The sequence below is a fragment of the Actinophytocola sp. KF-1 genome (assembly GCF_054661535.1).
In genome coordinates, this window is record NZ_BAAFVK010000005.1 from 25,428 (window position 1) to 49,202 (window position 23,775).

General features: G+C 71.7%; 22 protein-coding genes. 15 read left to right on the forward strand and 7 right to left on the reverse strand.

The annotated features are described in order from the left end of the window. Positions 1-8: 8 nt before the first annotated feature. Positions 9-1,208, reverse strand: coding sequence for a CaiB/BaiF CoA transferase family protein (locus tag ACYQ77_RS16215; RefSeq protein WP_459712952.1), 1,200 nt, complete (start codon positions 1,206-1,208; stop codon positions 9-11). A 151-nt stretch (positions 1,209-1,359) separates the two neighbouring features. Between ACYQ77_RS16215 and ACYQ77_RS16220 the strand changes: the two genes are divergently transcribed. Next, on the forward strand, positions 1,360-2,043 hold the full coding sequence (locus ACYQ77_RS16220) for a GntR family transcriptional regulator (RefSeq protein WP_459711996.1): 684 nt from the start codon (positions 1,360-1,362) through the stop codon (positions 2,041-2,043). A gap of 9 nt (positions 2,044-2,052) precedes the next feature. On the opposite strand, the gene ACYQ77_RS16225 is transcribed toward ACYQ77_RS16220, so the two are convergent. Then, a complete protein-coding gene (locus ACYQ77_RS16225; protein WP_459711997.1) occupies positions 2,053-3,264 on the reverse strand; it encodes an alpha/beta hydrolase in 1,212 nt (403 codons plus the stop codon). Positions 3,265-3,287: 23 nt separating this feature from the next. On the opposite strand from ACYQ77_RS16225, the gene ACYQ77_RS16230 reads away from it, so the two are divergent. Then, positions 3,288-3,923, forward strand: a complete 636-nt coding sequence (locus tag ACYQ77_RS16230) for a TetR/AcrR family transcriptional regulator (protein WP_459711999.1) — start codon at positions 3,288-3,290, stop codon at positions 3,921-3,923. 7 nt (positions 3,924-3,930) lie between these two features. Here the strand turns inward: ACYQ77_RS16230 and ACYQ77_RS16235 are convergent, their stop codons facing one another. The 3 genes from ACYQ77_RS16235 to ACYQ77_RS16245 are packed head-to-tail and all read right to left on the reverse strand — an operon-like array spanning position 3,931 to position 7,188. Then, positions 3,931-4,815, reverse strand: coding sequence for a carbohydrate ABC transporter permease (locus tag ACYQ77_RS16235; RefSeq protein WP_459712001.1), 885 nt, complete (start codon positions 4,813-4,815; stop codon positions 3,931-3,933). Next, complete coding sequence (locus ACYQ77_RS16240) at positions 4,812-5,792, reverse strand: carbohydrate ABC transporter permease (RefSeq protein ID WP_459712003.1); 981 nt, start codon at positions 5,790-5,792, stop codon at positions 4,812-4,814. The genes ACYQ77_RS16235 and ACYQ77_RS16240 overlap by 4 nt, the downstream gene beginning before the upstream one ends. A 4-nt stretch (positions 5,793-5,796) precedes the next feature. Further along, positions 5,797-7,188 (reverse strand): ABC transporter substrate-binding protein, encoded by a 1,392-nt coding sequence (locus ACYQ77_RS16245; RefSeq protein WP_459712006.1) that lies wholly within the window; start codon positions 7,186-7,188, stop codon positions 5,797-5,799. Positions 7,189-7,447: 259 nt separating this feature from the next. On the opposite strand from ACYQ77_RS16245, the gene ACYQ77_RS16250 reads away from it, so the two are divergent. Then, positions 7,448-9,193 (forward strand): hypothetical protein, encoded by a 1,746-nt coding sequence (locus ACYQ77_RS16250; RefSeq protein ID WP_459712007.1) that lies wholly within the window; start codon positions 7,448-7,450, stop codon positions 9,191-9,193. 6 nt (positions 9,194-9,199) lie between these two features. Here the strand turns inward: ACYQ77_RS16250 and ACYQ77_RS16255 are convergent, their stop codons facing one another. Both ACYQ77_RS16255 and ACYQ77_RS16260 read right to left on the reverse strand, forming a co-directional pair. Then, positions 9,200-11,029 carry a hypothetical protein gene (locus ACYQ77_RS16255; protein WP_459712010.1) on the reverse strand — a complete coding sequence of 610 codons (1,830 nt, stop codon included), beginning with the start codon at positions 11,027-11,029 and terminating at the stop codon, positions 9,200-9,202. Positions 11,030-11,052: 23 nt separating this feature from the next. Continuing rightward, the gene (locus tag ACYQ77_RS16260; protein ID WP_459712012.1) at positions 11,053-12,606 is read right to left on the reverse strand and encodes a helix-turn-helix domain-containing protein; all 1,554 of its coding nucleotides are present in this window, start codon (positions 12,604-12,606) and stop codon (positions 11,053-11,055) included. 115 nt (positions 12,607-12,721) lie between these two features. Between ACYQ77_RS16260 and ACYQ77_RS16265 the strand changes: the two genes are divergently transcribed. The 12 genes from ACYQ77_RS16265 to gcl all read left to right on the forward strand — a co-directional run bounded on the left by ACYQ77_RS16265 (position 12,722) and on the right by gcl (position 23,740). Then, entirely contained in the window at positions 12,722-13,180 is a 459-nt protein-coding gene (locus tag ACYQ77_RS16265) for a 2-oxo-4-hydroxy-4-carboxy-5-ureidoimidazoline decarboxylase (RefSeq protein WP_459712014.1), read from the forward strand. Continuing rightward, positions 13,177-13,470: a hydroxyisourate hydrolase gene (gene uraH / locus ACYQ77_RS16270; RefSeq protein WP_459712015.1), complete on the forward strand. Its 294-nt coding sequence runs from the start codon at positions 13,177-13,179 to the stop codon at positions 13,468-13,470. Before ACYQ77_RS16265 ends, uraH begins: the two co-directional genes overlap by 4 nt. A gap of 13 nt (positions 13,471-13,483) precedes the next feature. Further along, positions 13,484-14,338 (forward strand): factor-independent urate hydroxylase, encoded by an 855-nt coding sequence (gene pucL, locus ACYQ77_RS16275; protein ID WP_459712017.1) that lies wholly within the window; start codon positions 13,484-13,486, stop codon positions 14,336-14,338. 10 nt (positions 14,339-14,348) lie between these two features. Next, a complete protein-coding gene (locus tag ACYQ77_RS16280) occupies positions 14,349-15,218 on the forward strand; it encodes an FAD binding domain-containing protein (RefSeq protein WP_459712019.1) in 870 nt (289 codons plus the stop codon). Then, positions 15,209-15,682, forward strand: a complete 474-nt coding sequence (locus ACYQ77_RS16285) for a (2Fe-2S)-binding protein (RefSeq protein WP_459712022.1) — start codon at positions 15,209-15,211, stop codon at positions 15,680-15,682. The genes ACYQ77_RS16280 and ACYQ77_RS16285 overlap by 10 nt, the downstream gene beginning before the upstream one ends. Then, positions 15,679-17,961, forward strand: a complete 2,283-nt coding sequence (gene pucD, locus ACYQ77_RS16290) for a xanthine dehydrogenase subunit D (RefSeq protein ID WP_459712024.1) — start codon at positions 15,679-15,681, stop codon at positions 17,959-17,961. The genes ACYQ77_RS16285 and pucD overlap by 4 nt, the downstream gene beginning before the upstream one ends. Next, positions 17,952-18,434: a nucleoside deaminase gene (locus ACYQ77_RS16295; RefSeq protein WP_459712026.1), complete on the forward strand. Its 483-nt coding sequence runs from the start codon at positions 17,952-17,954 to the stop codon at positions 18,432-18,434. Before pucD ends, ACYQ77_RS16295 begins: the two co-directional genes overlap by 10 nt. A 106-nt stretch (positions 18,435-18,540) precedes the next feature. Beyond that, positions 18,541-19,989: an NCS2 family permease gene (locus tag ACYQ77_RS16300; protein WP_459712029.1), complete on the forward strand. Its 1,449-nt coding sequence runs from the start codon at positions 18,541-18,543 to the stop codon at positions 19,987-19,989. A gap of 11 nt (positions 19,990-20,000) precedes the next feature. Continuing rightward, positions 20,001-20,378: an allophanate hydrolase-related protein gene (locus ACYQ77_RS16305; RefSeq protein WP_459712031.1), complete on the forward strand. Its 378-nt coding sequence runs from the start codon at positions 20,001-20,003 to the stop codon at positions 20,376-20,378. Next, on the forward strand, positions 20,375-21,163 hold the full coding sequence (locus ACYQ77_RS16310) for a hydroxypyruvate isomerase family protein (protein ID WP_459712032.1): 789 nt from the start codon (positions 20,375-20,377) through the stop codon (positions 21,161-21,163). Before ACYQ77_RS16305 ends, ACYQ77_RS16310 begins: the two co-directional genes overlap by 4 nt. Continuing rightward, the gene (locus tag ACYQ77_RS16315) at positions 21,160-22,032 is read left to right on the forward strand and encodes an NAD(P)-dependent oxidoreductase (protein WP_459712034.1); all 873 of its coding nucleotides are present in this window, start codon (positions 21,160-21,162) and stop codon (positions 22,030-22,032) included. The genes ACYQ77_RS16310 and ACYQ77_RS16315 overlap by 4 nt, the downstream gene beginning before the upstream one ends. Position 22,033: 1 nt before the next feature. Continuing rightward, entirely contained in the window at positions 22,034-23,740 is a 1,707-nt protein-coding gene (gcl, locus tag ACYQ77_RS16320; protein WP_459712037.1) for a glyoxylate carboligase, read from the forward strand. The last annotated feature ends 35 nt before the right edge of the window (positions 23,741-23,775 follow it).

Consider the following 23,775-nt stretch of genomic DNA (forward strand, 5'->3'; position numbering starts at 1 on the left):
TCTCCTCCTCAGATGACACCGGCCGAGCGCAACGACGCCAGCTCGTCGTCGGGCAGGCCGAGCAAGTCCCGGTAGATCTCGTCGTTGTGCTCCCCGAGCTCCGGGCCAAGGCGCCGCACGCGGCCGGGGCTGTCCGAGAGCTTCGGCACCACGTTGTGCATGGCGAAGTCGCCGAGGTCGGGGTGGGCGAGGCGCACGATCGCCTCGCGCGCGGCGAAGTGCGGGTCGGTGAGCATGTCGCGTGCCGTGTAGATGCGGCCCGCGGGCACGCCGTGGTCGTTGAGCAGCGCGAGCAGGTCGGCTGCCGTGTGGGTGACGCTCCACGCCGCGATCAGCTCGTCCAGTTCCGCCATCGCCGACCCGCGGGCGCCGTGCGTGGCGAACCGCTCGTCGGTGGCGAGCTCGGGACGGCCCATGGCCGCCGCCAGCCTGCGGAACACGGTGTCCTGGTTGGCGGCGATCAGGACCATCCCGCCGTCGGCGACCGGGTAGACGTTGCTCGGCGCCACGTTCGGCAGCGTGGTGCCGGTGCGTTCGCGCTGGTAGCCGGCGACCTGGTACTCGGGGATGAGCGACTCCATCATGGCGAGCACTGCCTCGTAGATGGCGGAGTCGACGACCTGGCCGCGGCCGGAGCGGGTGCGCTGGTGCAGCGCCACCAGCGTGCCGAGGCACGCGAACGTCGCGGCGAGCGAGTCGCCGAGCGAGATGCCGGTGCGGGCGGGTGGCCGGTCGGGGTCGCCGGTGACGTACCGGATGCCGCCCATGGCCTCGCCGATCGAGCCGAACCCGGCGCGGCTCGCGTACGGCCCGCTCTGGCCGTACCCGCTCACCCGGGTGATCACCAGCCGCGGGTTGATCTCCCACAGCTGCTCCGGTGCGAGCCCCCAGCGTTCCAGGGTGCCCGGCCGGAAGTTCTCGAGGAGCACGTCGGCGCGGGCCACCAGCGCCCGCACCAGGTCCTGCCCGCGTTCGGTGCGCAGGTCGGCGGTGACCGACTTCTTGTTCCTCGCCACGACCGGCCACCACAGGGACAGGCCGTAGGGGCGTTCGCGGCCCCACTGCCGCATCGGGTCGCCGCGCTTCGGGTCCTCGACCTTGACCACCTCGGCGCCGAAGTCGCCGAGGAGCTGGCCGCAGAAGGGGCCCGCCAGGAGCTGGCCGAGCTCGACCACTCGGATGTCGTCCAGCGGCAACGGGTCGCTCATGTAGTTCACCAATCCGAGGTTGCATACAACGATTGCTGATCGTGACCCCAGGTCGGACTCGTTGCGGGAAAAACTAGGCTCGCTCCGACGAGGTGTCAACGGTCTACGAGATAGTTGCATACAATTTTGCCGAGCAGTACAGTTCCCCGCGATGAGCGAGGTGACCGGTGAGTCCGATGCGGGCCACGCCGCCGACCACGCCTACCGGCTGATCCGCGACGAGATCCTCACCGGCAGGCGGGCCAGCGGCGAGTGGCTGCGCGAGAGCGAGATGGCGGAGTGGACCGGCGTGAGCCGCACCCCCGTCCGTGAGGCGCTGCGCAGGCTCACCGCCGAGGGGCTGGTCCGGTACGAACGGCACCGCGGTGTGCAGGTCCAGAACTGGAGCGTCCGGGACGTCGACGAGATCTTCAGCCTCCGGTCGGTCCTGGAACCGTGGGGCAGCAGGCTCGCCGCGGTCGCGGGCACCGTCGACGTCGCCGAGCTGGACGACCTCGCGCACCGGATGGACGAGCTGGCCCCGGACGGCAGGCCCGCGGACGTGGACAAGCTGACCGAGCTGAACAACGCGTTCCACCGCGCCGTGCTGGCGGGCGCCGACAACACCCGGCTCACCACGGTCATCTCGTCGGTGATCCAGCTCCCGCTCGTCTGGCGCACCTTCTCCCGCTACACGCCGGAGGCGCTGCGGCGCAGCCTCGCCCACCACCACGAGCTGGTGTCCGCGCTCACCGCGCGGGACCCCGACTGGGCGGAGTCGGTCATGTGCAGCCACGTCCGCGCGGCCTGGCACACGCTCCGCTCGAGCGCGACCGCCCCCGGCGACCGGACCTGAGCCGCCCGGTCAGGGACAGTCCGCCGGGAGGGGGCGCGAGAACGGGACCGTCGCGGTGATGCGGCAGTCGCCCGGGCCGGTGATCTCGACCGCGCCGCTGCCGGTGGCGCTGAGCGTGTCACCGGACCGGGTGAACGTCACCACGGTCGTCGGCGGCGCCGCGAACGCGTAGTCCAGCGACCACATCTCTCCCTCGGCGGCGACCGTGCCGTAGACCCAGTGGTCCGGGTGTTCCTCGACCGGCTCGAAGAAGCCCCACGTCCTGGCCGCGGCGAACGCGCGGTCCCACACGCCGAAGGTGTGCACCCCGCACGTGGTCCTGGCGGTCACGTCCGCGCCCGCGCCGCTCGCGGCGTGCGCGAACAGGCCCTGCTGGACGTTGATGACCACCTCGATCGCCACGTCCCCCGCGAAGCTGGGCAGGACCGGGTCCTGCGGGCAGTTGATGCCGTTGCCCGACGTGAGGTACATCCGCGTGTGCGCGTAGTTCCGCACGATCGCCCTGGAGTTGTTGCCCGCGGCGTAGGGGCCGGTGGCGGGCCCGAAGATCTGCTGGTACCCGGCGCCGTTGACCAGCCCCAGCACCGCGAGGCCGAACTGGACCTCGGGTGCCTGCATGTTCGGCAGCGCGGCCGAGAACCCCATGACGGAGCCGAAGTAGCCCGGCAGCAGACCGGCGTAGCGCAGTGCGCCCTGGCCGCCCATCGAGATGCCGCCGATCGCGTGCCACCGGCGCTCCGGCAGGATCCGGTAGCGGCTCTCGATGGTGTCCTTGAGCAGCCGCAGGTGGTAGGTCGCCCAGGCGGGGTTGCCCCTGGCGCCGTCGTGCCACCAGTCCATGTACATGCCGAACGTGCCGCCGTCGGGCATCACGACGACCGCGGGCAGGCCCGCCGCGAGCGTCTCGATGTCCGAGGCCCAGGTGTCCGCGCCGCCGTTCGCGCCGTGGAGCAGCCACAGCACCGGGTAGGCGCGATCGGGGTTCTCGTCGTAGCCCGCCGGGAGCAGCACGTTGACCTTGGGGACCGTGCGGCCGCCGGGCAGGAGCGCGCCCGGCGCCGACGTGTCGACCAGTGGGCTCGGCAGCTCGAACGTCTCCAGGCGCTGGGGCGAGTTCGGCTCCTCGGCGACGGCGGTACCGGTGGTGGCGAGTGCCATCGCGACCGCGCACAACACACGGGCGAGGGCGGCGACCCCGCGGGGCGCCTGGGTGCGTGCCATGCGCAGGACGGTAACATGCAGATGTGCAGTTAAGTGCAGACCTGCAGACAAATGCCCCGGATGGCGCACCCCGCACCGGGCACCGCACCCAGGCCCAGCGCCGGGCGGAGACCCGCGCCGCGCTGCTGGCGGCGACCGTCCAGTGCCTCGTCGCCCACGGGTACGCCAAGACGACGACCGGCCGGATCGCCGAGCTCGCCAACGTCTCGCGCGGCGCGCAGACCCTGTACTTCCGCACCAGGGCCGAACTCGTCGCCGCCGCGGTCGCGCACCTCGCCGAGCAGCGGGCGGCCGCCGCGCGCGTCCGGTTCGCCCAGGGCCCGGTGTCGGTCGAGGACGCGCTCGACGTGCTGTGGGAGGAGTGCCAGGGCGTCCTGTTCGCCGCGTCCCTCGAACTCTGGGTCGCGTCCCGCACCGACCCGGAGCTGCGCACGCACCTGCACCGCCTCGAACGCGACGTGGCACGGACCATCGCGCGGGAGGCCGAGGCGGCGCTCGGCGCCGTCGCGCAGCGCCCGGGCTTCGCCGACGACCTGGTCTTCGCGCTCGCGACCGTCCGGGGGCTCGCACTGCTGCGGATCAGCAACGGCGGCAGCGGGCGCGCGATGGACCGCCTGTGGCAGCAGACCAGGGCCCGGCTCGCGCGGGTCCTGTCCTGAGCACGGGTCAGCCCTTGTCGGCGCCGCTGGTGAGCCCTTCGGAGAGCAGGCGTTCGGTGAGGAAGAACAGCACGACGATCGGCACGGTGATGACCACCGACCCGGCCATCAGGACGGTGGTCGGGATCTCGACGGTGCCGGACAGCTGCGCGAGGCCGAGGGACACCGTCCAGCGGTCCCGGCGTTCGACGAGGAACAGCAGCGCGAACAGGAACTCGTTCCACGCGATCATGAACACGAAGATGCCGGTGGCCACGACCGACGGCACGGCCAGCGGCAGGCTGATGCGCCGGATGACGCCGAGGCGGGTGAGCCCGTCGACCAGGCCGGCCTCCTCGACGCTCTCCGGGATCGTGTCGAAGTAGTTGCGCAGCATGTAGATCGCGACCGGCACGGTCTGCGCGATGTACACCAGCACCAGGCCCGCCAGGGATCCGCGCAGCTGCAGCTTGGTCAGCAGCACGAACAGCGGGATCGCGGTCACGATCGCCGGGAACAGGTACACCATCAGGAACAGCGCGCTGACCTGCCTGCGCCCGAAGAACTCCAGGCGGCTCACGGCGTACGCGCCGGGGATCGCGACCACCAGCGCGACGAGCACCGACGCGGTCGCGACGATCCCGCTGTTGCCCAGCAGCGTGAGGAACCCCTGCCCGCCGTCGGTGACCGGGCTCAGCACCTCCTCGTACGTGGCCCAGGTCAGCGAACCCAGGTCCGGCAGCAGCGAGTCCGGCCGCATGAGGAGGTCCTCGATGGGGCGGACCGACAGCATCAGCATGTAGTAGAACGGCACCAGGGTGGCGAGCAGCGCCCCCACGATCACGACCCAGCGCAACACGCCGAAGACCGCCCGCTCGACCCGGTCCCTCGACCACGGCCTCGCCGCGCTCATGCCCGTCCCCCGTCCCGCCGCCGCAGCAGCCACAGGTAGATGCCGAGCAGGACCACGAGGACGCCGGCGAGGAACACGGACTGCGCCGCGGCCGCACCGACGTTCCGCTGCACGGTCAGCAGCTCGTACACCCGGATGCTCACCACCTCGGTGCCCGCGGCGCCGCCGGTGAGCAGGAAGATGTCGTCGAACTCGTTGAAGGTCCAGATGGTCCGCAGCACGACGAGCACCGCGAGGACCGGCATCAGCTGGGGCAGCACGACGTGCCGGAACCGCTGCGACGGGGTGGCGCCGTCGATGGTGGCCGCTTCCTCCAGCTCGCCGGGGATCGCCTGCAGCCGCGCGAGGACGAACAGGAACACGAACGGGAAGTACCGCCAGCCCTCGAACACGATGACCGTCAGCAGCGCGGTCGGCACCGGGACGTCCAGTCCGAACAGGGAGATCTCGCCGCGTGCCTGGGAGAGGAACGCGACCGGGTCGTCCCAGCCGAACAGCCGCCGCCCCCAGCTGTTCACGATCCCGAACTCGGGGTTGAGCAGCACCTTCCACACGAACGTGACGGCCACGACCGGCGCGACGTACGGGATGAGCATCGCGGCGCGCACGAAACCCCGGCCCGCGAACGGTTTCCGCAACGCGAGCGCGACGCTCACCCCGAGCACCAGCGCGAGGAACGTGGACCCCGCCGTGTAGACGACCGTGGTGAGCAGCGTGTCCCACAACGTGTCCGAGCCGAACACCCGCGCGAAGTTCGCGACCGTCAGGTTCTCGAACAACCCGGTGCGGCCGATGCCGATCAGCCGCACCCGCTGGAACGCGATCAGCACCGACCACACCAGCGGCACCAGCACGACCGCGGCCACGATCACCAGCGTCGGTGCCATCAGCAGCAGCCCGCTGCGCGCGTTCCGCATCGCGAGCGTCGTGCGCCCGCGCCCCGGACGTGCCGTCCGGGGCCGCTCCGTGCGCGTCATGGCGCTACGAGCCGAGCTCTTCGGCGATCGTCGCGGTCTGCTCGTTCGCCTCCTCCGCCGCCGCGCGGGCGTCGCCGCCACCGCTGATCAGCTCCGCCAGCGCCTTCGGCACGACCAGCTGCCCGGCGACCGCGCCCGCCAGCTCGCCCTTGCCCTGGGTGAAACCCCACCGGCTGAACGTCTCGGGGCTCTCCTCCACCGCCTTGAGCGTCTCCGCGTCGTAGAACCGGCTCAGCGGCGCCTTGGTGTCCACACCCGCCTCGAGCTCACGCCACTGCTTGACGTAGGCCTGCGGGTCGTCGGCCGTGCGGGTGCGCACCGGCACCTTGCCCTCCGGCGCGACGGCGAGCCAGTCCGCGTAGCCGTCACCCATCAGGTAGGCGACGAGCTGCTTCGCCTCGTCGGTCGCGGCCTCCTGCAGGATCGCGAACGAGACGACCTCGCCGAACGTCGTCGGCGCCGACCCGTCCGGACCCGTCAGCCCGGCGACCACACCGGTGTTCTTCGCCAGGAACGCCTTGTCCGCCTGGCATTCCGGGCAGGTCGGCAACGCGTCGTTGCGCAGCCCGGCGAGCTCGTCGAGCAGGAAGGACGACCAGATCACCATGGCCGCCTGGCCGGAGAAGTAGGTGGCGCGGGTGGTGTCGACGTCCTGGTTGCCCGCGACCGAGTGGTCGCGGATCAGGTCGCCGTAGAAGCGGAACGCCTCGACGCACTGGTCGCTGTCCAGCGTCGGCGTGCCACCGTCGTCGACCAGCTGGCAGTCGTTGGCGAGGGCGAGGTGCTCGAAGGTCTGGTGGGTGAACGCGTCGGCGGGTGTCGTGCTGGCGGCGATCCCGGCCACGTTCCCCCGGTCCAGCCGCTCGGCGGCGGCCTGGATGGCGTCGTAGCTGGTCGGCGGTGCCAGCCCGGCCTTCGCGAAGAGGTCCTTGCGGTAGAACAGGAGCTGCGCCCAGCCGTCGCTCGGCACGACCAGCTGCGTGTCACCGTCACGGGTGAGCTCGAGCGCCCGCTCGGCGAACGTGCCGGCGCCCAGCTCGTCGACCACCTCGGCGGCGGCGTCGGTGTCCAGCAGCTCGTCGGTGCGCAACTGGTTCACGATCGGCAACGACAACGCCCCGATGACGTCCGGCAGCTCCCCGGACGAGGCGGCCGACGACAACACGGTGGTCAACTGCCCCTCCGCGACGGCGACCAGCTTCGTCTCGATGCCCGTCTCCTCGGTGAACTTCGCGAGCAGCCGCTCCTGCGCCTGCACCCGGTCTGCGGTGTCCTCCACCGTCCAGACCAGCAGCGTCCCGTCCCCGCCGCCGCCGGAGTCGTCACTCCCGCACGCGGCCGCCGCCAACGCGACCGGTAAAGCCACGACCAGTGCCCTGATGCCCCGACGAATCATGTGCACCTCCTGCCGGTGAGCCAGCGGTCAGGGAAGCAGAAAGAAAAACCCGCGGGCAACCGCCGATCCGGTAACGAAAGTCGATCTCCAGTGGATTGCGAGCCCGCCGGGAGCCGGCGATGACGCGGACGCGCCGCCGGCTCGACTCGATGTGGACGACGCTGTGCAGGTCGCCGTCTCGAACAGTCGCTGTAACGCCACAACAGCTCCAACGACGTGCTACTCGTCCAACGTCCTCGATCGGAAGCGAGCTTGTCCCATGGGTGAGAGGCGCGGCAAGTTCACTGCCCGGGAACGGCGAGTACGTGACGCCACGGCCCAAGGTCACCTGCTCGATCTGAGCGACAGCGGCCAGCGCGACCGGGAAGTCCCGGCCGCGTTGGTCGAACGGCTCCTGACCGACGGTGAGATGGCGAACCAGCCGCTGAAGATGAGGGGCGCCCGGATAACGGGCGTGCTCGACCTCGAAAACGCTCATCTCACCCGCACGCTGGAACTCTACAACTGTACGTTCGACTCGCCGGTCACCCTTACCGCGGCACGTGCACCGGCCATAAGGCTGAGCGGATGCCACGTGCCCAGCTTGCACGCCGACCGCCTGACCGTCGAGCGCGACCTTGAACTCGACCAAGGCTTCACAGCCGCGCACATCCGAATCGTGGAAGCTCACGTCGGCGGTTCGATGTCCCTCAACGGCGCGAAGCTCGGCGGCTCTGACCAATGGCCAGTCGCCGCGTACGGGTTGACCGTGGATCGATCCATGTGGTGTGGGTCAGGACTGACGGTCAACGGCGACTTCGTACTCGTCAACGCGAGCATCGGAGGCACGCTGTCCTTCACCGGCGCGCACCTGCACTCCTCTGAAGGCCATGCCTTGAACGGACAGAGTCTCACCATCGGCCGGGCCCTGTTTCTCGGAAGCACTCTCTCGGACTCCTCCGGCTTCACCGCCAGCGGAGAGGTCCGGTTGACCGGCAGCCGGGTCGCCGCCTTCGTGTGCTGCTGGGGCGCTCGACTGCACAACCCCGAGGGGTTCGCGCTGTCCGCGCTGGGCATCCAAGTGAGCACGGATCTGTACCTGGACAGAGGGTTCACGGCCGCCGGCGACATCTTCTTGGACTCTTCCTCCATCGGAGGCAGCCTGCATCTGGATGGCGCCACGTTGCGCGGACACCGCTCCCCCGTTCTCACCGCACGGCACGCACGAATAGAGAAGTCACTGTTCTGTCGCGACGGATTTTCCGCGAACGCACCGGTTGATCTTTCCGGCTTGTACGTGGGCGGATCGGCGGACTTCACGGATGCTCGGCTTGATTCATGCCCGAACCTTGCGCTCAATTACGTCCGCGCACAGTCCCTTGTCCTCCGTCCGCGAAACTCATCGAGATCAGTTGACGTTCGCCATGCGGTCGTCGACGTGTTCGAGGACGACCCGCAAGGCTGGCCGACCGAACTGCTCTTGATGAACTTCACCTACGGCCACCTCGAGAATCTCGTCGACCTGCCTGCACAGGACCGCCTCAAGTGGCTGAGACGTGACCCCACCGGCTACAAGCCCCAACCATATGAGCAGCTACGAGCCGCCTACCGGCGAGCCGGTCTGGAGAAGGCAGCACGAAGAACGGCGATCGCCAAGCACTCTCATGAACGATCGGCGACCGGCTATGCGGGAAAGATGTGGAACTGGGTTCTGTATGCCACCGTCGGATACGGCTACCGGCCGTGGCAGGCCGGTGTGTGGCTCATCGGACTGCTCATGGCCGGCACGTACGTCTTCGCTGCCGCTTATCCGGCGGAGATCATTCCCACCGTTGCCGGCGAAACGTCATTCCATCCCATCGCTTACACAGCCGACATTCTCGTGCCGTTCTTGGATCTCAGCCAACAGTCCACGTGGCAGCCAGAGGGACGTGCAGCGGCATGGTCCTGGGGCCTCACCGCCGCAGGGTGGTTCCTGACGACATGCGTCGTCGCCGGGCTCACTCGAATCCTTCGGCGAGAGTGAGGCCGATCATCCGGTGCTGTCGAGGGCGCTGGAGAACGCGTCCAGGTATCCGGCGGCGAGGCCCATGTTCATCAGCGCCCGGCTCGTCTGCGCCCGTCGGTCTTCAGGCGAGCGGCGAGGAGCGGCGGTGATCGTGCACGACATGGTCTGGACGTCCTGGTCCGGGGCCGTTCCGAATGGGGTGAAGTCGATCAGGTCCGGTAGCAGAAGCCTGCCGAACTGGCGCGACCGCTCGGCGCTCAGGCGCAGTTCGACCTTCGGGGGCTGTGTCCAGTGGTTGCCCCACGGACTCGGGTCGAGGACCGTGGGCAGGACGTCGGTGGCCGTGTGCCACGCGGCGACGAAGAACTCGATCAGCTCCCCCACGGTCAGCGGCGCAGCGGTCCGGCGGGTGTCGTCGAGGGCGTCGGCCCAGGCGGCGATGTCCTCCACCCGGAGTTCCGCGCAGGTGACGACCGCGTCGGACATGACACCGGGCAGGGCGAGCATCACCTCGCACGACAACGCGGTCCGGCCGTCGAGGGACGCGATGCCGCCGGAGCGGCTCACGGAGTGCGGGCCGTTGCGGTTCGGTCCGTCGCGCCAGCCGTCCAGGCGCAGCTCGGCCCCCCGGTGCCGGGACAGCGCGGTCACCGCAGCGGCCAGGTCGCCGGCCGGTAGCCATTCGGCCAGTTGCCGCCGCTTCTCGCCGGAGATCACGCAGTCCTCCGGCCAGGCCCACGGGAGCGTGGCGACGACGCGAGCACGCAGTTGCGGTGGTTTGGGGCCGCCCGTCCAGTTCAGTGCGTTTCGGGTGACCTCGAAGTCGCTGCTCGGCACGGGTTCCCACGCCCAGCCGTCCCCGTCGGGGCGGATCAACCGGCCGGGTCCCCACTGTCCGCCCCGGAGGTGCACAGCGATCTCGTCGGCGCCGATCACGGCCCCGCGCCCCTGATCGGCAACGGGCAGCCCGAGCGCGGTGACGACGTCCGCGTGGCGGATCCCGCTGCCCGCCACGTGCAGGCCGTCCCAGATCTCCTCGGCGACCGCGACCACCGGCCGCCGGGGCAGGCCGCACAAGACCCACCCGCTGCCGGCGCCAGTCCCGCCAAGGCGTTGCACGACACCGGGTCCCGCGCGGTGTACCTCGCTGACGGCACCACCCACGGGCACCCGCCCGCGGAGCTCGTCGTACGCGGTCCGGAACGGCCCCTTCCAACCCGCCTCTCCGTCACCGACCTCGTACGACGACACGACGGCCGCGGCTCTGGTGATGAGCGAAGCGAGTTCGCCGCCCCGGTTGTCGCGTTCGTGCCGGAGACCGGCGGCGAGCAGGCGCTGGATCTCGTGCGGTCTCAACCAGATCGTCTGGTCGTTCCGGCGCACCGGGACCGCCACCGACATCGGGCTGGCCTGCGACTTCCCGGTCGGCCCCGGTATGACGAACGGCGTCCGCTGCACGGGCTGCGGCGGGACGTGGATCGCCAGCACGCCCTTCTCGTCGTCGACCGGGAACCACTCGATGGTCAGTCCGTGCGGCTGCGGGATCACCCGCTCGGCGAGCACGTCGCCGTACCGCTTGCGGTCCACCTGGGCACGCGGGACCGGCCGCAGGGCGGTGACGAACTCCTCCCCGAGCCGCGGCTCGGTCGAGTACCCGACGACGAGGAGCCCGCCGGTCGCACCGTTGGCGAACGCGGCCACGTCCTTGGCCAGCTCCTCCTTGCCCGTGGGTGAGTCCAGCGGGTAGATGCCGTCCTTGACGTCCATCCACTGGCACTCCGGCAAACCCAGCAGGGCGGTGAAGTCGCCGTCGCGCAGGGAATCGAGCAGGGAGTCGGGATCACTGGCGGCCATGCGGGCCATTCTGCCGCGCCTGGTCAGGGCAGGAGGGTCAGCGCGAGGTGGAGGTCGACGCGGTCGGGGAAGGACGACAGGTCGCGGCCGGTGAGTTCGGCGACGCGGCCGATGCGGTACCGCAGGGTGTTGACGTGGACGTGCAGCTCGGCGGCGGCCGACGCCCACGAGCCCGAGTGGCGCAGGAAGACCCGCAGGCTGTGCACGAGCTCCGAGCGGTGCACGGTGTCGTAGTCGAGCACCGGGCCCAGCACGCGGGAGCGGAACGACCGGCGGAGCTCCTCGGGGACGGCGGCGAGGAGGAGTGGGTGGGAGGCGACGTCGTCGCCCGCGACGACCGTGGCCCGGCCCGTGGACAGTTCGGCCAGCTTGCGTGCGTGCCGGGCCTCGTGCAGGCCGGACCGCAGCGCGGCCGCGTCGGCGGGGCGGCTCGCGCCCACCGACAGCCGCGCCGAACCCAGTGCCGGTGCCACGGTCGCCACGGCGGCGCGCAGGTCCGCGATGGACACCGCGCCCAGCCCGCTCCCCGGCGAGATCCGCGCCACGCCGACCGTCTCGCCGTCGATCTCCGTCACGACCGTGTGGTCGCCGAGCGGGGCGAGGAGTTCGGTCAGCAGCGCGGGTGCCAGGCCCGGGCTGCCGCCCCCCAGGCTCAACGACACCGCGCAGACCGCGTCCGCCGCCGCGAGGTCCACTTCGGACAGGCGGGCGGTGACCTCGGCGGACGTCGAGTGTTCCGCCATCGCCAGCCGCAGCACGGGTGCCGCGGCGCGGCCCGCGATCCGGTGTGCCTCGTCCAGGCGGGCGCGTTCGAGGCCGACGAGCGTCGCCAGCTCCGCGGCGAGTTCGCGGCGCACGGAGTCCCAGTCCTCGTGGTCGCCCGCCACGGCGAGGAACCAGCTGACCATGCGGTGGCTCGCCCGTGCCGCCGCGGACAGCAGGGTCACCGGGCCTCGATCAGTGCCGACGACCTTCGGCAGCCGGTCCGCCTTGAGGAACTCCCCCGCCAGCCGGGTCCGCTCGGGCTCGCCCGGCCCGGCGACCAGCCTGCCGGTGGCGCCCAGCACCCAGCAGTCCGCGCCGAGTTCACGGGCACCCGCGGCGACGAGCGACGTGACGCCGCCGCCCTCGGCGACCGCGGTCACGAGCCTGCGGTAGCGGTCGAGGAACTGCCCGGAACCGGGGGTGCGCTGCGCGCGTTCGGCCGCCAGCCACAGCACCGCCTGCTCGCTGACGGTCGCGAACGACACGTTCACCGGCACCTCCAGCAGCGGCACGCCGTGCCTGCGGCACGCGTCGACGACGTGCTGGGGCACGGGCCCGCCGCCGCGCTCGGCGGTGCCCGCGCACAGCGCCGCGACGTCGGCCTCCGCCAGCGCGGCCACGAACGCCTCGGAGTCGGCGGGCGTCGGCCACCACTCCATGCCGCTCAGCACCAGCTCACCGCCGGTCAGGTACCGCCGGGGGTCGCGGAGCGTCGCGGTGAAGACCCGTTCGAAGGTCCGGTCCAGCTGGTCCTCGCCGACGAGCACGGTCAGCCCGAGCCCCTCGGCCGCCAGCAGTGCGCTCAGTCGCATGAGCCCTCCCTTCCCGGTTTTGTAGGAAAGCACAAAAACGGGTGTGCCGTGGGCTTGGACTTTCGGTGGTTCCGCCGCTGTCGGGTGCCCCGACCTGGGCTGTGTACTGGCTCACATGCACGAACCGACCGTCTCCGACCTGCTCGCCTGCTGCGCGTCGCCCACGTGGGCGGCGGCGGTCGCCTGCGGCGGGCCGTACCCGGACGTCGCCGCGGTGCTGGTGGCGGCGGACGCCGCACTCGACGGGCTCGACTGGTCCGAGGTCGAGAAGGCCCTGGCCGCGCACCCCCGCATCGGCGACCGCGCGACCGCGGCCGGCCGCGAGGCGGAGTGGTCACGGCAGGAGCAGGCCGCCGCGGCGGACGGTGACCGGGCCGAGCTGACCCGCGCCAACGCCGAGTACGAGCGCGTGTTCGACCGGGTGTTCCTGGTCGACGCGACCGGCCGGTCCGCCGCCGAGATCCTGGCGGACCTGCGGGCCCGGCTCGGCAACGACGAGGAGACCGAGCGCGCGGTGGTCCGGCGGGAGCTGCGCGGCATCGTCCGGCGGCGGCTGGGGAGGGCGTTCTCGTGAGCCTCTCCACCCACGTGCTGGACGCGGCCACCGGCCGCCCCGCCACCGGTGTCCCGGTCCGCCTCGAACGCGCGGACGGCACCCGGCTCGCGGACGGCCGGACCGACGCCGACGGCCGCGTCACCGGCTGGGCACCCGGCGCCGGCGTGCACCGGCTGGTCTTCGACACGGCGGACCACGCGTTCTTCCCCGAGGTCGCGGTGACGTTCCGGATCACCGACCCCGCCGCCCACCACCACGTCCCGCTGCTGCTGAGCCCCTTCGCGTACACGACCTACCGCGGCAGCTGAGAAAGGAACCGAGATGGCGATCGTCCTGGGCGACAACCGGTACGGCAAGGCCGAGGTGCGGCTCGTGCGCATCGACCGGGGTGCCGCCGAGCACGGCATCACCGACCTGACCGTGAGCGTGTCCCTGTCCGGCGACATGGCCGACACCCACCTGACCGGCGCGAACGACAAAGTCCTCGCCACCGACACCCAGAAGAACACGGTGTTCGCGTTCGCCCGCGACGGCATCGGGTCGCCCGAGGCCTTCGGTCTGCGGCTGGCCCGGCACTTCGTGGACTCGCAGCCCAGCATCCACCGGGCCCGCGTGCGGCTGGAGCAGTCCACGTGGGCGCGGCTGGGCCCGCATTCGTTCGCGGGTGCGGGCGGCGGTACGCGCACCGCGGTCGTCACGTGCGACGGCGAGCGGTCGTGGGTGCTGTCCGGGCTCACCGACCTGACGGTGCTGAACTCGACCGGCTCCGAGTTCTGGGGCTTCCCGCGCGACGAGTACACGACGCTGCAGGAGACCAAGGACCGCATCCTCGCCACCGCGGTGAACGCGACCTGGCGGCACGCGGCCACCGACGTGGACTGGGACGCGAGCTTCGCCACCGCCAAGCAGAGCCTGCTCGACGCGTTCGCCGGCACCTACAGCTACTCGCTCCAGCAGACCCTGTACGCCATGGGCGAGCGGGTGCTGACCACCGGCCCCGGGATCGCCGAGGTCCGGCTGAGCCTGCCGAACAAGCACCACTTCCTGTCCGACCTGACCCCGTTCGGGCTCGACAACCCCGGCGAGGTGTTCTACGCGGCGGACCGCCCGTACGGCCTCATCGAGGGCACCGTGCTGCGCGACGACGCCCCGCCCGCCGGGCCTGCGTGGGACTGAGGAGGACGCAGTGGACTTCATCCGCCCCCGAACCCTCGCCGAGGCCCTCGAGGCCAAGGCCGCCCACCCGGACGCGGTGCCGATCGCGGGTGGCACGGACGTGATGGTGGAGCTGAACTTCGACCACCGCAGGCCGTCCGCGCTGCTCGACCTGAACCGGGTCCCCGAGCTGCACGAGCACGGCCGCGCCGACGGACGGGTCCGGCTCGGCGCGGCGGTGCCGTACGCGCGGATCATCGCCGAGCTGGGCACCGAGCTGCCCGGCCTGGCGATGGCCGCCAGGACCGTCGGCTCGCCGCAGATCCGCAACCGCGGCAGCGTCGGCGGCAACCTGGGCGCTGCCTCCCCCGCGGGCGACGCGCACCCGGCGCTGCTGGCGGCGGGCGCGGACGTGGAGATCGCCTCCACCAGGGGCACGCGGTTCGTCGCCGCGCAGGACTTCTACACCGGTGTGAAGCGCAACGTCCTCGAACCGGACGAGCTGATCACCGCCGTCCACCTGGCCCCGGCCGAGGGGCCGCAGCAGTTCAGCAAGATCGGCACCCGCAACGCGATGGTGATCGCGGTGTGCGCGTTCGGTCTGGCCCTGCACCCCGCGGCACGCCGCGTCGGCACGGGTCTCGGTTCGGCCGCACCCACACCACGCCGGGCGACCGCGGCCGAGGAGTTCATCGCGGGCGAGCTGAACTGGGACTCACCGCGGCCGATCGCCGACTCCGTGCTGCGCCGGTTCGGTGCGCTGGTCGCCGAGGCCGCGTCCCCCATCGACGACGTCCGGGGCACCGCCGCCTACCGCAGGCACGCGCTGTCCGTGCTGGCCCGCCGCACGCTGGGCTGGGCGTGGTCCGACTACCTGAACGGAGGCAGGGCATGCGCGTGACGTGCACCGTCAACGGCGAGCAGCGCATCGCGGACGACGTGTGGCCGGGTGAGAGCCTGCTGTACGTGCTGCGGGAGCGGCTCGGCCTGCCCGGCGCGAAGAACGCCTGCGAACAGGGCGAATGCGGGTCGTGCACGGTCTACCTGGACGGCACGCCGGTGTGCTCGTGCCTGGTCGCGGCCGGGCAGGCGCAGGACCGGGACGTGCGCACGGTCGAGGGCCTCGCCGACGGCGACCGGCTCGACCCGGTGCAGCAGGCGTTCGTCGAGACCGGCGCCGTGCAGTGCGGGTTCTGCACGCCCGGGCTCATCGTCCAGGCACACGACCTGATCAGCCGCCACGACGAGCCGACCGACCCGGAGATCCGGGAGGCGCTCGCCGGCAACCTGTGCCGCTGCACGGGGTACGAGAAGATCCTGGACGCGGTGCGGCTGGCCGCGGCACGCAGGAGGGCCGCGCGATGACGCTCGCACAGCGGCTCGACGACACGATCTCCGGCGGCATCGGCGACAGTCCACTCCGGCCGGACGGCACCCTGAAGGTGCGTGGCGAGTACGCGTACGCGTCGGACCTGTGGCACGAGGACATGTTGTGGGGCGCCACGCTGCGCAGCCCGCACCCGTACGCCCGCATCACATCCGTCGACATCGGACCCGCGCTGGCGCTGCCCGGCGTGTACGCGGTGCTGACCCACGAGGACGTGCCCGGCGAGAACGCCTACGGGCTCAAGCACCGGGACACGCCCGTGCTGGCCGAGGACGTGGTGCGGTACCAGGGTGAACCGGTGGCGCTGGTCGCGGCCGACCACCCGGAGACCGCCCGCCGCGCGTGCAAGGCCATCCACGTCGGGTACGAGGTGCTGGACCCGCTCCTCGACGTGGAGGAGATCGCGCACGACGACACGCTGCCCGCGCTGCACCCCGGCGGGAACGTGGTGCGCCACCAGCGGATCGTCAAGGGCGACCCCGCGGCGACGGCCGACGTCGTGGTGTCGGGCGTGTACGAGATCGGCATGCAGGACCAGGCGTTCCTCGGCCCCGAGGCCGGGCTCGCGGTGCCCGACGGCGACGGTGGCGTCGACCTGTACCTGGCCACGCAGTGGCTGCACGTCGACCAGCGCCAGACCGCGCACGCGCTGGGGCTGCCGCTGGAGAAGGTCCGGCTGACCATGTCCGGTGTCGGCGGCGCGTTCGGCGGCCGCGAGGACCTGTCGATGCAGGTGCACGCGTGCATGCTGGCGCTGCGCACGGGCCGTCCGGTCAAGATGTCCTACCACCGCGAGGAGTCGTTCTTCGGGCACGTGCACCGCCACCCCGCCCGCATGTACTACGAGCACGGCGCCACGAAGGACGGCGACCTCGTGTACGTGAAGGCGCGGCTGTACTTCGACGGCGGCGCCTACGCCTCCAAGACCCCCGTCGTGGTCGGCAACGGCACCACGCTGTCGGTCGGGCCGTACGACGTGCCGAACGCGCACATCGAGGGCTGGGGCGTGTACAGCAACAACCCGCCGTGCGGCGCGATGCGCGGGCTGGGCGCGGTGCAGCCGACCTACGCCTACGAGTCCCAGATGGACAAGCTCGCCGCCGCGCTGGGCATGGACCCGGCGGAGCTGCGGATCCGCAACGCGATGAGCGAGGGCTCGACCACGGTCACCGGGCAGGTCGTCGACTTCCCCGCCCCGGTGGCCGAGTTGGTCGCCCGGGTCCGGGACCTGCCGCTCCCCGCGGCGGCGACCGGCGACATCCTGGGGCTGCCCGGCGGGGCCGGGAACACCACGCACGGCGAGGGCGTCGTCCGCGGCGTCGGCTACGGCGTGACGATCAAGAACATCTCCTACGCCGAGGGCCTCGACGACTACTCGACCGCGCGGGTGCGCCTGGCGGTGATCGGCGGTGCGCCGGTCGCGATGGTGCACACCGCGGCGGCGGAGGTCGGCCAGGGCCTGGTGACGGTGCAGCAGCAGATCGCCCGCACGGAACTGGGGGTCGAGCGGGTCGTGCTGCACCCGAACGACACGAGCGTCGGCGACGCCGGGTCGAGTTCGGCGTCCCGCCAGACGTACGTGACCGGCGGCGCGGTGCGCAACGCGTGCCGCGCGGTCGCGGAGCGGGTGTTCGCGCGCGTCGGCGGCACCGGGCTGTCCCTGTCGGGCGGCAAAGTCGTCTCCGCGGACGGGGTCGTGCTCGCGGACCTGGCGGAGGTGCTCGGCGACGACGTGCTAGAGGAGACCCGCGAGTACCACCACCGCAAGACCTACCCGCTGGACCCGGAAACGGGACAGGGCAACGCACACGTGCAGTACGGGTTCTCGGCGCACCGGGCCGTGGTGGACGTGGACGTCGAGCTGGGCCTGGTCCGGGTGGTGGCGCTGGACTGCGCGCAGGACGTCGGCAAGGCGGTCAACCCGGACGCGGTCGTCGGCCAGATCCACGGCGGGTCGGCGCAGGGCCTCGGCCTCGCGGTGATGGAGGAGATCCAGGTGGCGGACGGGAAGGTGCGCAACCCGTCGTTCACCGACTACCTCATCCCGACGGTCCTCGACGTGCCGCCGATGACCGTCGAGGTGCTCGAACGCCCCGACCCGCACGCCCCGTACGGCGTCCGCGGCGTCGGCGAACCACCCACCATCTCGGCCACGCCCGCGATCGCCAACGCGATCCGCGCCGCGACCGGCCTCGAACTGCCCCGCGTACCGGTGAAACCGGAACACATCACTGGAGGAGAACACCCGTGCTCGTGAACACCGACGTCGAGTCCCAGTGGCTGGCCGAGACCATCCGGCTCGCCACCGAGAACGTCGCGAACGGCGGTGGCCCGTTCGGCGCGCTGGTCGCCCGCGGCGACGCCGTCGTGGCGACGGGCATCAACCGGGTGACGGCGACCCTCGACCCGACCGCGCACGCCGAGGTGACCGCGATCCGCGCGGCCTGCCGGGCGCTGGGCACGTTCTCCCTGGAGGGGTGCGTGCTGGTGTCGTCGTGCGAGCCGTGCCCGATGTGCCTGTCGTCGGCGCTGTGGGCGCGGGTCGACCGGGTGGTGTACGCGAGCGACCGCGACGACGCCGCCAAGGCGGGGTTCGACGACCGCGCCTTCTACGAGCTCTTCGACAAGCCGAGGGACAGCTGGCACGTACCCGTGACCCAGCTGTCCACAGTAGACGGGTTCGCCCCGTTCACGGCGTGGCTGGCGAACACCACCCGCGTCGAGTACTGACCCCCGGTGCTGACCGGAGCACCTGACAAGCACCAAACGTGCCACCCGAGGGGCCCGCCCAGGTCGCGGGCCGGGTGCCGCACGCCCACCGGCAAGGGAGTACGCAATGACGCAGACCCGACCCGAAGCCCCACCGGAAGCCCCGCTCCCACCCGTCCCCGAGGTCCGCACCTCCGCCCTGGACCGGTTCTTCTCGATCCGCCGCCGCGGTTCCACCGTGGGCCGCGAGGTCCGCGGCGGCGTGACCACGTTCGTCGCGATGGCCTACATCGTGCTGCTCAACCCGCTGATCCTCGGCGCGTCCGCGGACATCACCGGCGCTCGGCTGTCCACGGCGGCCATCACCACCGCGACGGCGCTGGCCGCGGCGGTCATGACCGTCCTCATGGGACTGGTCGGCAACGTGCCGCTCGCGCTCGCCGCCGGCCTGGGCATCAACGGCATCGTGGCGTTCCAGATGGCGCCGACGATGACGTGGGCGCAGGCGTTCGGCCTCGTCGTCATCGAGGGCGTGTGCATCGTGCTGATGGCGGTCAGCGGCGTCCGTGAGCGGATCATGAACGCGATCCCCATGGCGCTCAAGACCGCGATCACCGTCGGCATCGGCCTCTACATCGCGCTGGTCGGCCTGGTCAGCACCGGGTTCGTGACCCGGATGCCGGACGCGGCGAACACGACCGTCCCGGTGCGGCTCGGCGCCGACGGGCACCTGTCCGGCTGGCCGGTCGTGGTCTTCTGCGCCGGGCTGCTGCTGATGACCGTGCTGACCGCGCGGAAGGTGCCGGGCGCGGTGCTGATCAGCATCGGCGCGGCGACGGTACTGGCGATCGTGGTCAACGCGGTGTTCGAGGTGCCCGCCTGGGGGCTCGTCGAGCCGGCCGTGCCCGACCACCTGGTGGCCGCGCCCGACTTCTCGTTGTTCGGCGACGTGGACCTGTTCGGCGGGTTCGTGTCGGCGGGCCCGATCGCGGCGACGGTCTTCCTGTTCACGCTGGTGCTGTCCGGGTTCTTCGACGCGATGGGCACGATCACGAGCGTTTCCGACGAGGCGGGCCTGTCGCGGAACGGGAAGGTGCCGGGCATGGGCCGCATCCTGGTCGTCGACGGTGCGGGCGCGGTCATGGGCGGCGTCAGCGGCTCCGCCCCCAACACCGTGTTCCTCGAGTCGGCCGCCGGGGTCGGCGAGGGCGCGCGGACCGGGCTCGCGAGCGTGGTGACCGGTGCGTTGTTCGCGGCGACCCTGCTGTTCACGCCGCTCGCGGCGGTCGTCCCGGCCCAGGCCGCGGCACCCGCGCTGGTGGTGATCGGCGGCATGATGATGGCGCAGTGCCGCAAGGTGCCGTGGCAGGACAGCGACTTCGTCATCCCGGTGTTCCTGACCATCGCGGTCATCCCGTTCACCTACTCGATCACCAACGGGATCGGCGCCGGGCTCGTCTCGTACGTGCTCATCAGGATCGGCAAGGGCAGCTGGCCGGGCTGGCTGCTCACCTCGCTCGCCGCGATCTTCGCCTGCTACTTCGGCGTGACCGGTCTCGAGCACCTGCTGATGTGAAAGGACCCGCTGTGGCACTGATGTTCCTCAACGGTGGCGCCATGCGCGGCGAACCGCTCCACCACCTGCTGGACGGCGCGGAGCCGGTCGCCGAGACCACCACCGCGCCCAAGTACCGCTTCTACTCGGTCGGCGACGCGTGCCCGGCACTGCACCCGGTGGCGCACGGCGGCGCCGCGGTCGCAGGCGAGCTGTACGACCTGCCGATGGACGTCCTGCGGGACCGGCTCCTGCCGAGCGAACCGCACGAGCTGGAGCTGGGCGTGATCGAACTGGCCGACGGCAGCTCGTCGTTCGCGATGCTGCTGCGCCGCCCGTACACCTCGCACACCCGGTTGACCGACATCACCGCGATCGGCGACTGGCGTGCCTACAAGGAGAAGTCGTGACCCGGTTCGACGTCAACCTGTCCATCCTGTTCACCGAGCTGCCGCTCCTGGACCGGCCCTCGGCCGCCGCCGGGGCGGGGTTCGACGCGGTGGAGTTCTGGTGGCCGTTCGACACCCCGACCCCGGCCGCCGCCGACGTCGACCGGTTCGTCGGCGCGGTGCACGACGCCGGGGTTCGGCTGGTGGGCCTGAACTTCTTCGCGGGCGACATGCCCGGCGGTGACCGCGGGGTCCTGTCCCTGCCCGCGCGGTCGGCGGAGTTCGTGGCGAACGTCCCGGTGGCCGTGGACATCGCCGAGCGGCTGGGCTGCCGGGCGCTGAACGCCTTGTACGGCAACCGGGTCGACGGCGCCGACCCGGCCGAACAGGACGCACTGGCGGTGGCGAACCTGGCACGGGCGGCCGCGGCGTTCGACGGGGTGGTCCTCGTCGAACCGCTCAGCGGCGCCCCGCGCTACCCGCTGCGCACCGCCGCCGACGCGCTCGCGGTCATCGACCGCGTGGGCGCCGACAACGTGAAACTCCTCGCCGACCTGTACCACCTGACCGTGAACGGCGACGACCTCGACGCCGTGATCGCGGAGCACACCGGCCGGATCGGCCACGTGCAGATCGCCGACGCGCCCGGCCGCCACGAACCTGGCACCGGGTCGCTCGACCTCGACGCACACCTGCAGAAGCTCGCCGCGAACGGCTACCCGGGCCACGTCGGCCTGGAGTACGTGCCGTCCGGCGCGAGCGCGGACAGCTTCGGCTGGCTGCGCAAGGGAACGGAGACCTCGTGAGTTCCATCGGTTTCATCGGCCTGGGCATCATGGGCGCGCCCATGGCCCGCAACCTCGTCCGGGCCGGGTTCGCGGTCACCGGGTTCGACCTGAACACCGACGCGGTCGCGGCACTCGCGGCCGACGGCGGCAAACCCGCCTCGTCCATTGCCGACGCCGTGCGCGGCGCCGACGTCGTGGTGACGATGCTGCCCGCCGACCAGCACGTCGAGGCGGTCGTGCTCGGCGCGGACGGCGTGCTCGCGCACCGCGAACCGGGTGCGCTGCTGATCGACTTCAGCACCATCCGGCCGGCGACCTCGCAGAAGATCGCCAAGGCGGGCGGCCGCGTCCTGGACGCGCCGGTGTCGGGCGGCCAGCAGGGCGCGATCGACGGCGTGCTGTCCATCATGGTCGGTGGCGAGCAGGCCGACTTCGACGCCGCGAAGCCGGTGTTCGACGCGGTCGGCAAGATCGCCGCGCTCGTCGGCCCCGCAGGCGCCGGGCAGTTCGTGAAGGCCGCCAACCAGCTCGTGGTCGGCGGCACGTACGCGCTCGTCGCGGAGGCCATCCTGCTCATGGAGGCGTCCGGGGTGGACGCGCGCGCCGGGCTCGACGTGCTGGCGGGCGGGCTCGCGGGCAGCCGGATCCTGGAGCTGAAGCGGGCGTCCATGCTGGCGCGCGACTTCACGCCCGGCTTCCGGATCGACCTGCACCACAAGGACATGGGCATCGTGCTCGACGCGGCGCGGCAGGCCGAGGTGGCGCTGCCGTTCGGGTTCCAGGTGGCGGCACACGTGCAGGCGGCGCGGGCCCAGGGCCTCGGCGACCGCGACCACTCCGGGCTGCTGGCGGTCGCCGAGCGGTTCGCCGGCCGGGAGGAGCGCTGACATGGCACGCATGCCCGCGATGGAGGCGGTCGTCCAGGTGCTCAAGTCCGAGGGCGTCGACACCGCGTTCGGCTGTCCCGGCGCGGCGATCCTCCCGCTGTACAAGGCGATGGCGGTCGTCGGCGGCATCGAGCACCTGACCGTGCGGCACGAGGAGGGCGCGACGCACATGGCCGACGGCTGGTCCCGCACCAGCGGCAAGGTCGGCGTCGCGATCGGCACGTCCGGCCCGGCCGGGACGAACATGATCACCGGCCTGTACACGGCGCTGGCCGACTCGATCCCGATCGTGTGCGTCACCGGCCAGGCGGTCTCGACGGCACTGCACAAGGAGGCGTTCCAGGCGGTCGACATCGTCGAGATCGCCAAGCCGGTCACGAAGTGGGCCGTGCAGATCAAGGAGGCCGCGACGGCGCCGTGGGTGTTCCGCGAGGCGTTCCGCGTCGCGCGGTCCGGCAGGCCGGGTCCGGTGCTCGTCGACATCCCCGTGGACGTCGCGAAGGAGGTCATCGAGTACGACCCCGACATCGACGCGCCGCTGCCGGTCGAGGCCGTGCGCCCGCACCAGCCGCGCGTCGAGCGCGCGCTGGACCTGCTGCTCGCCGGGCAGCGGCCGCTCATCCTCGCCGGTGGCGGGGTGATCATCGCGGACGCGGCCGACGAGCTGCGGGAACTGTCGGCGCTGCTGCACATCCCCGTGCAGGTCACGCTGATGGGCAAGGGGGCGGTCGACGAGGACAGCCCGCTCTACGCCGGGATGACCGGGGTGCAGACCTCGCAGCGGTACGGCAACGCGTCGTTCCTGGAGTCGGACGTGGTGCTCGCGGTCGGCGCGCGGTTCGGCGACCGGCACACCGGCACCCTGGACGTGTACCGGGGGGACCGGACGTTCATCCACGTCGACATCGAGCCGACCCAGCTGGGCAAGGTGTTCCCGCCCGACCTCGGCATCGTGTCGGACGCGAAGCTGTTCCTGCGCGCGCTGCTCGACACGGCCCGCCGCCGAGGCGGCCGCGGCCCGGCGGCGTGGGCCGACCGGGTGGCGGAGCTGAAGCGGACGCTGGGGCGGCGCGAGGACTTCGACACCGTGCCGATCAAGGCGCCCCGGATCTACAAGGAGATCAACGAGGTCTTCGGCCCGGAGACGTACTTCGTCACCGCGATCGGCCTGTACCAGATCTGGGGCGGGCAGCACCAGAAGGCCTACCGGCCGCGGCACTACCAGGTGTGCGGCCAGGCAGGCCCGCTCGGCTGGGAGATCCCGGCGGCGATCGGGGTGAAGAAGGCGCTCAAGGCCACCGAGCCGGACGCGGAAGTCGTCGGCATCGTCGGCGACTACGGCTTCCAGTACATGGTGGAGGAGCTGGCCGTCGGCGCGCAGTACCACGTGCCGCTCGTCCTGATCATGATCAACAACGAGTACCTCGGCCTGATCCGGCAGGCCTCGCTCCCCTACGACATGAACTACCAGGTCGACATCCACTACGACGAGTACGGCACGGACAACGTCAAGATCATGGAGGCCTACGGCTGCGCGGGCAGGCGCGTGCACGAGCCGGGTGACATCCGCGACGCGCTCGAGTGGGCCCGCAAGGAGGCCGTGGCCACGTCACGGCCCGTGCTGGTGGAGATCATGATCGAGCGGGAGGCGAACACGCCGCACGGGCCGTCGATCGACGCGGTGCGGGAATTCGAGCCGCTCCCGTGAGCGAGCACGCGGGCGCACCAGTGGCACCGCGTCAT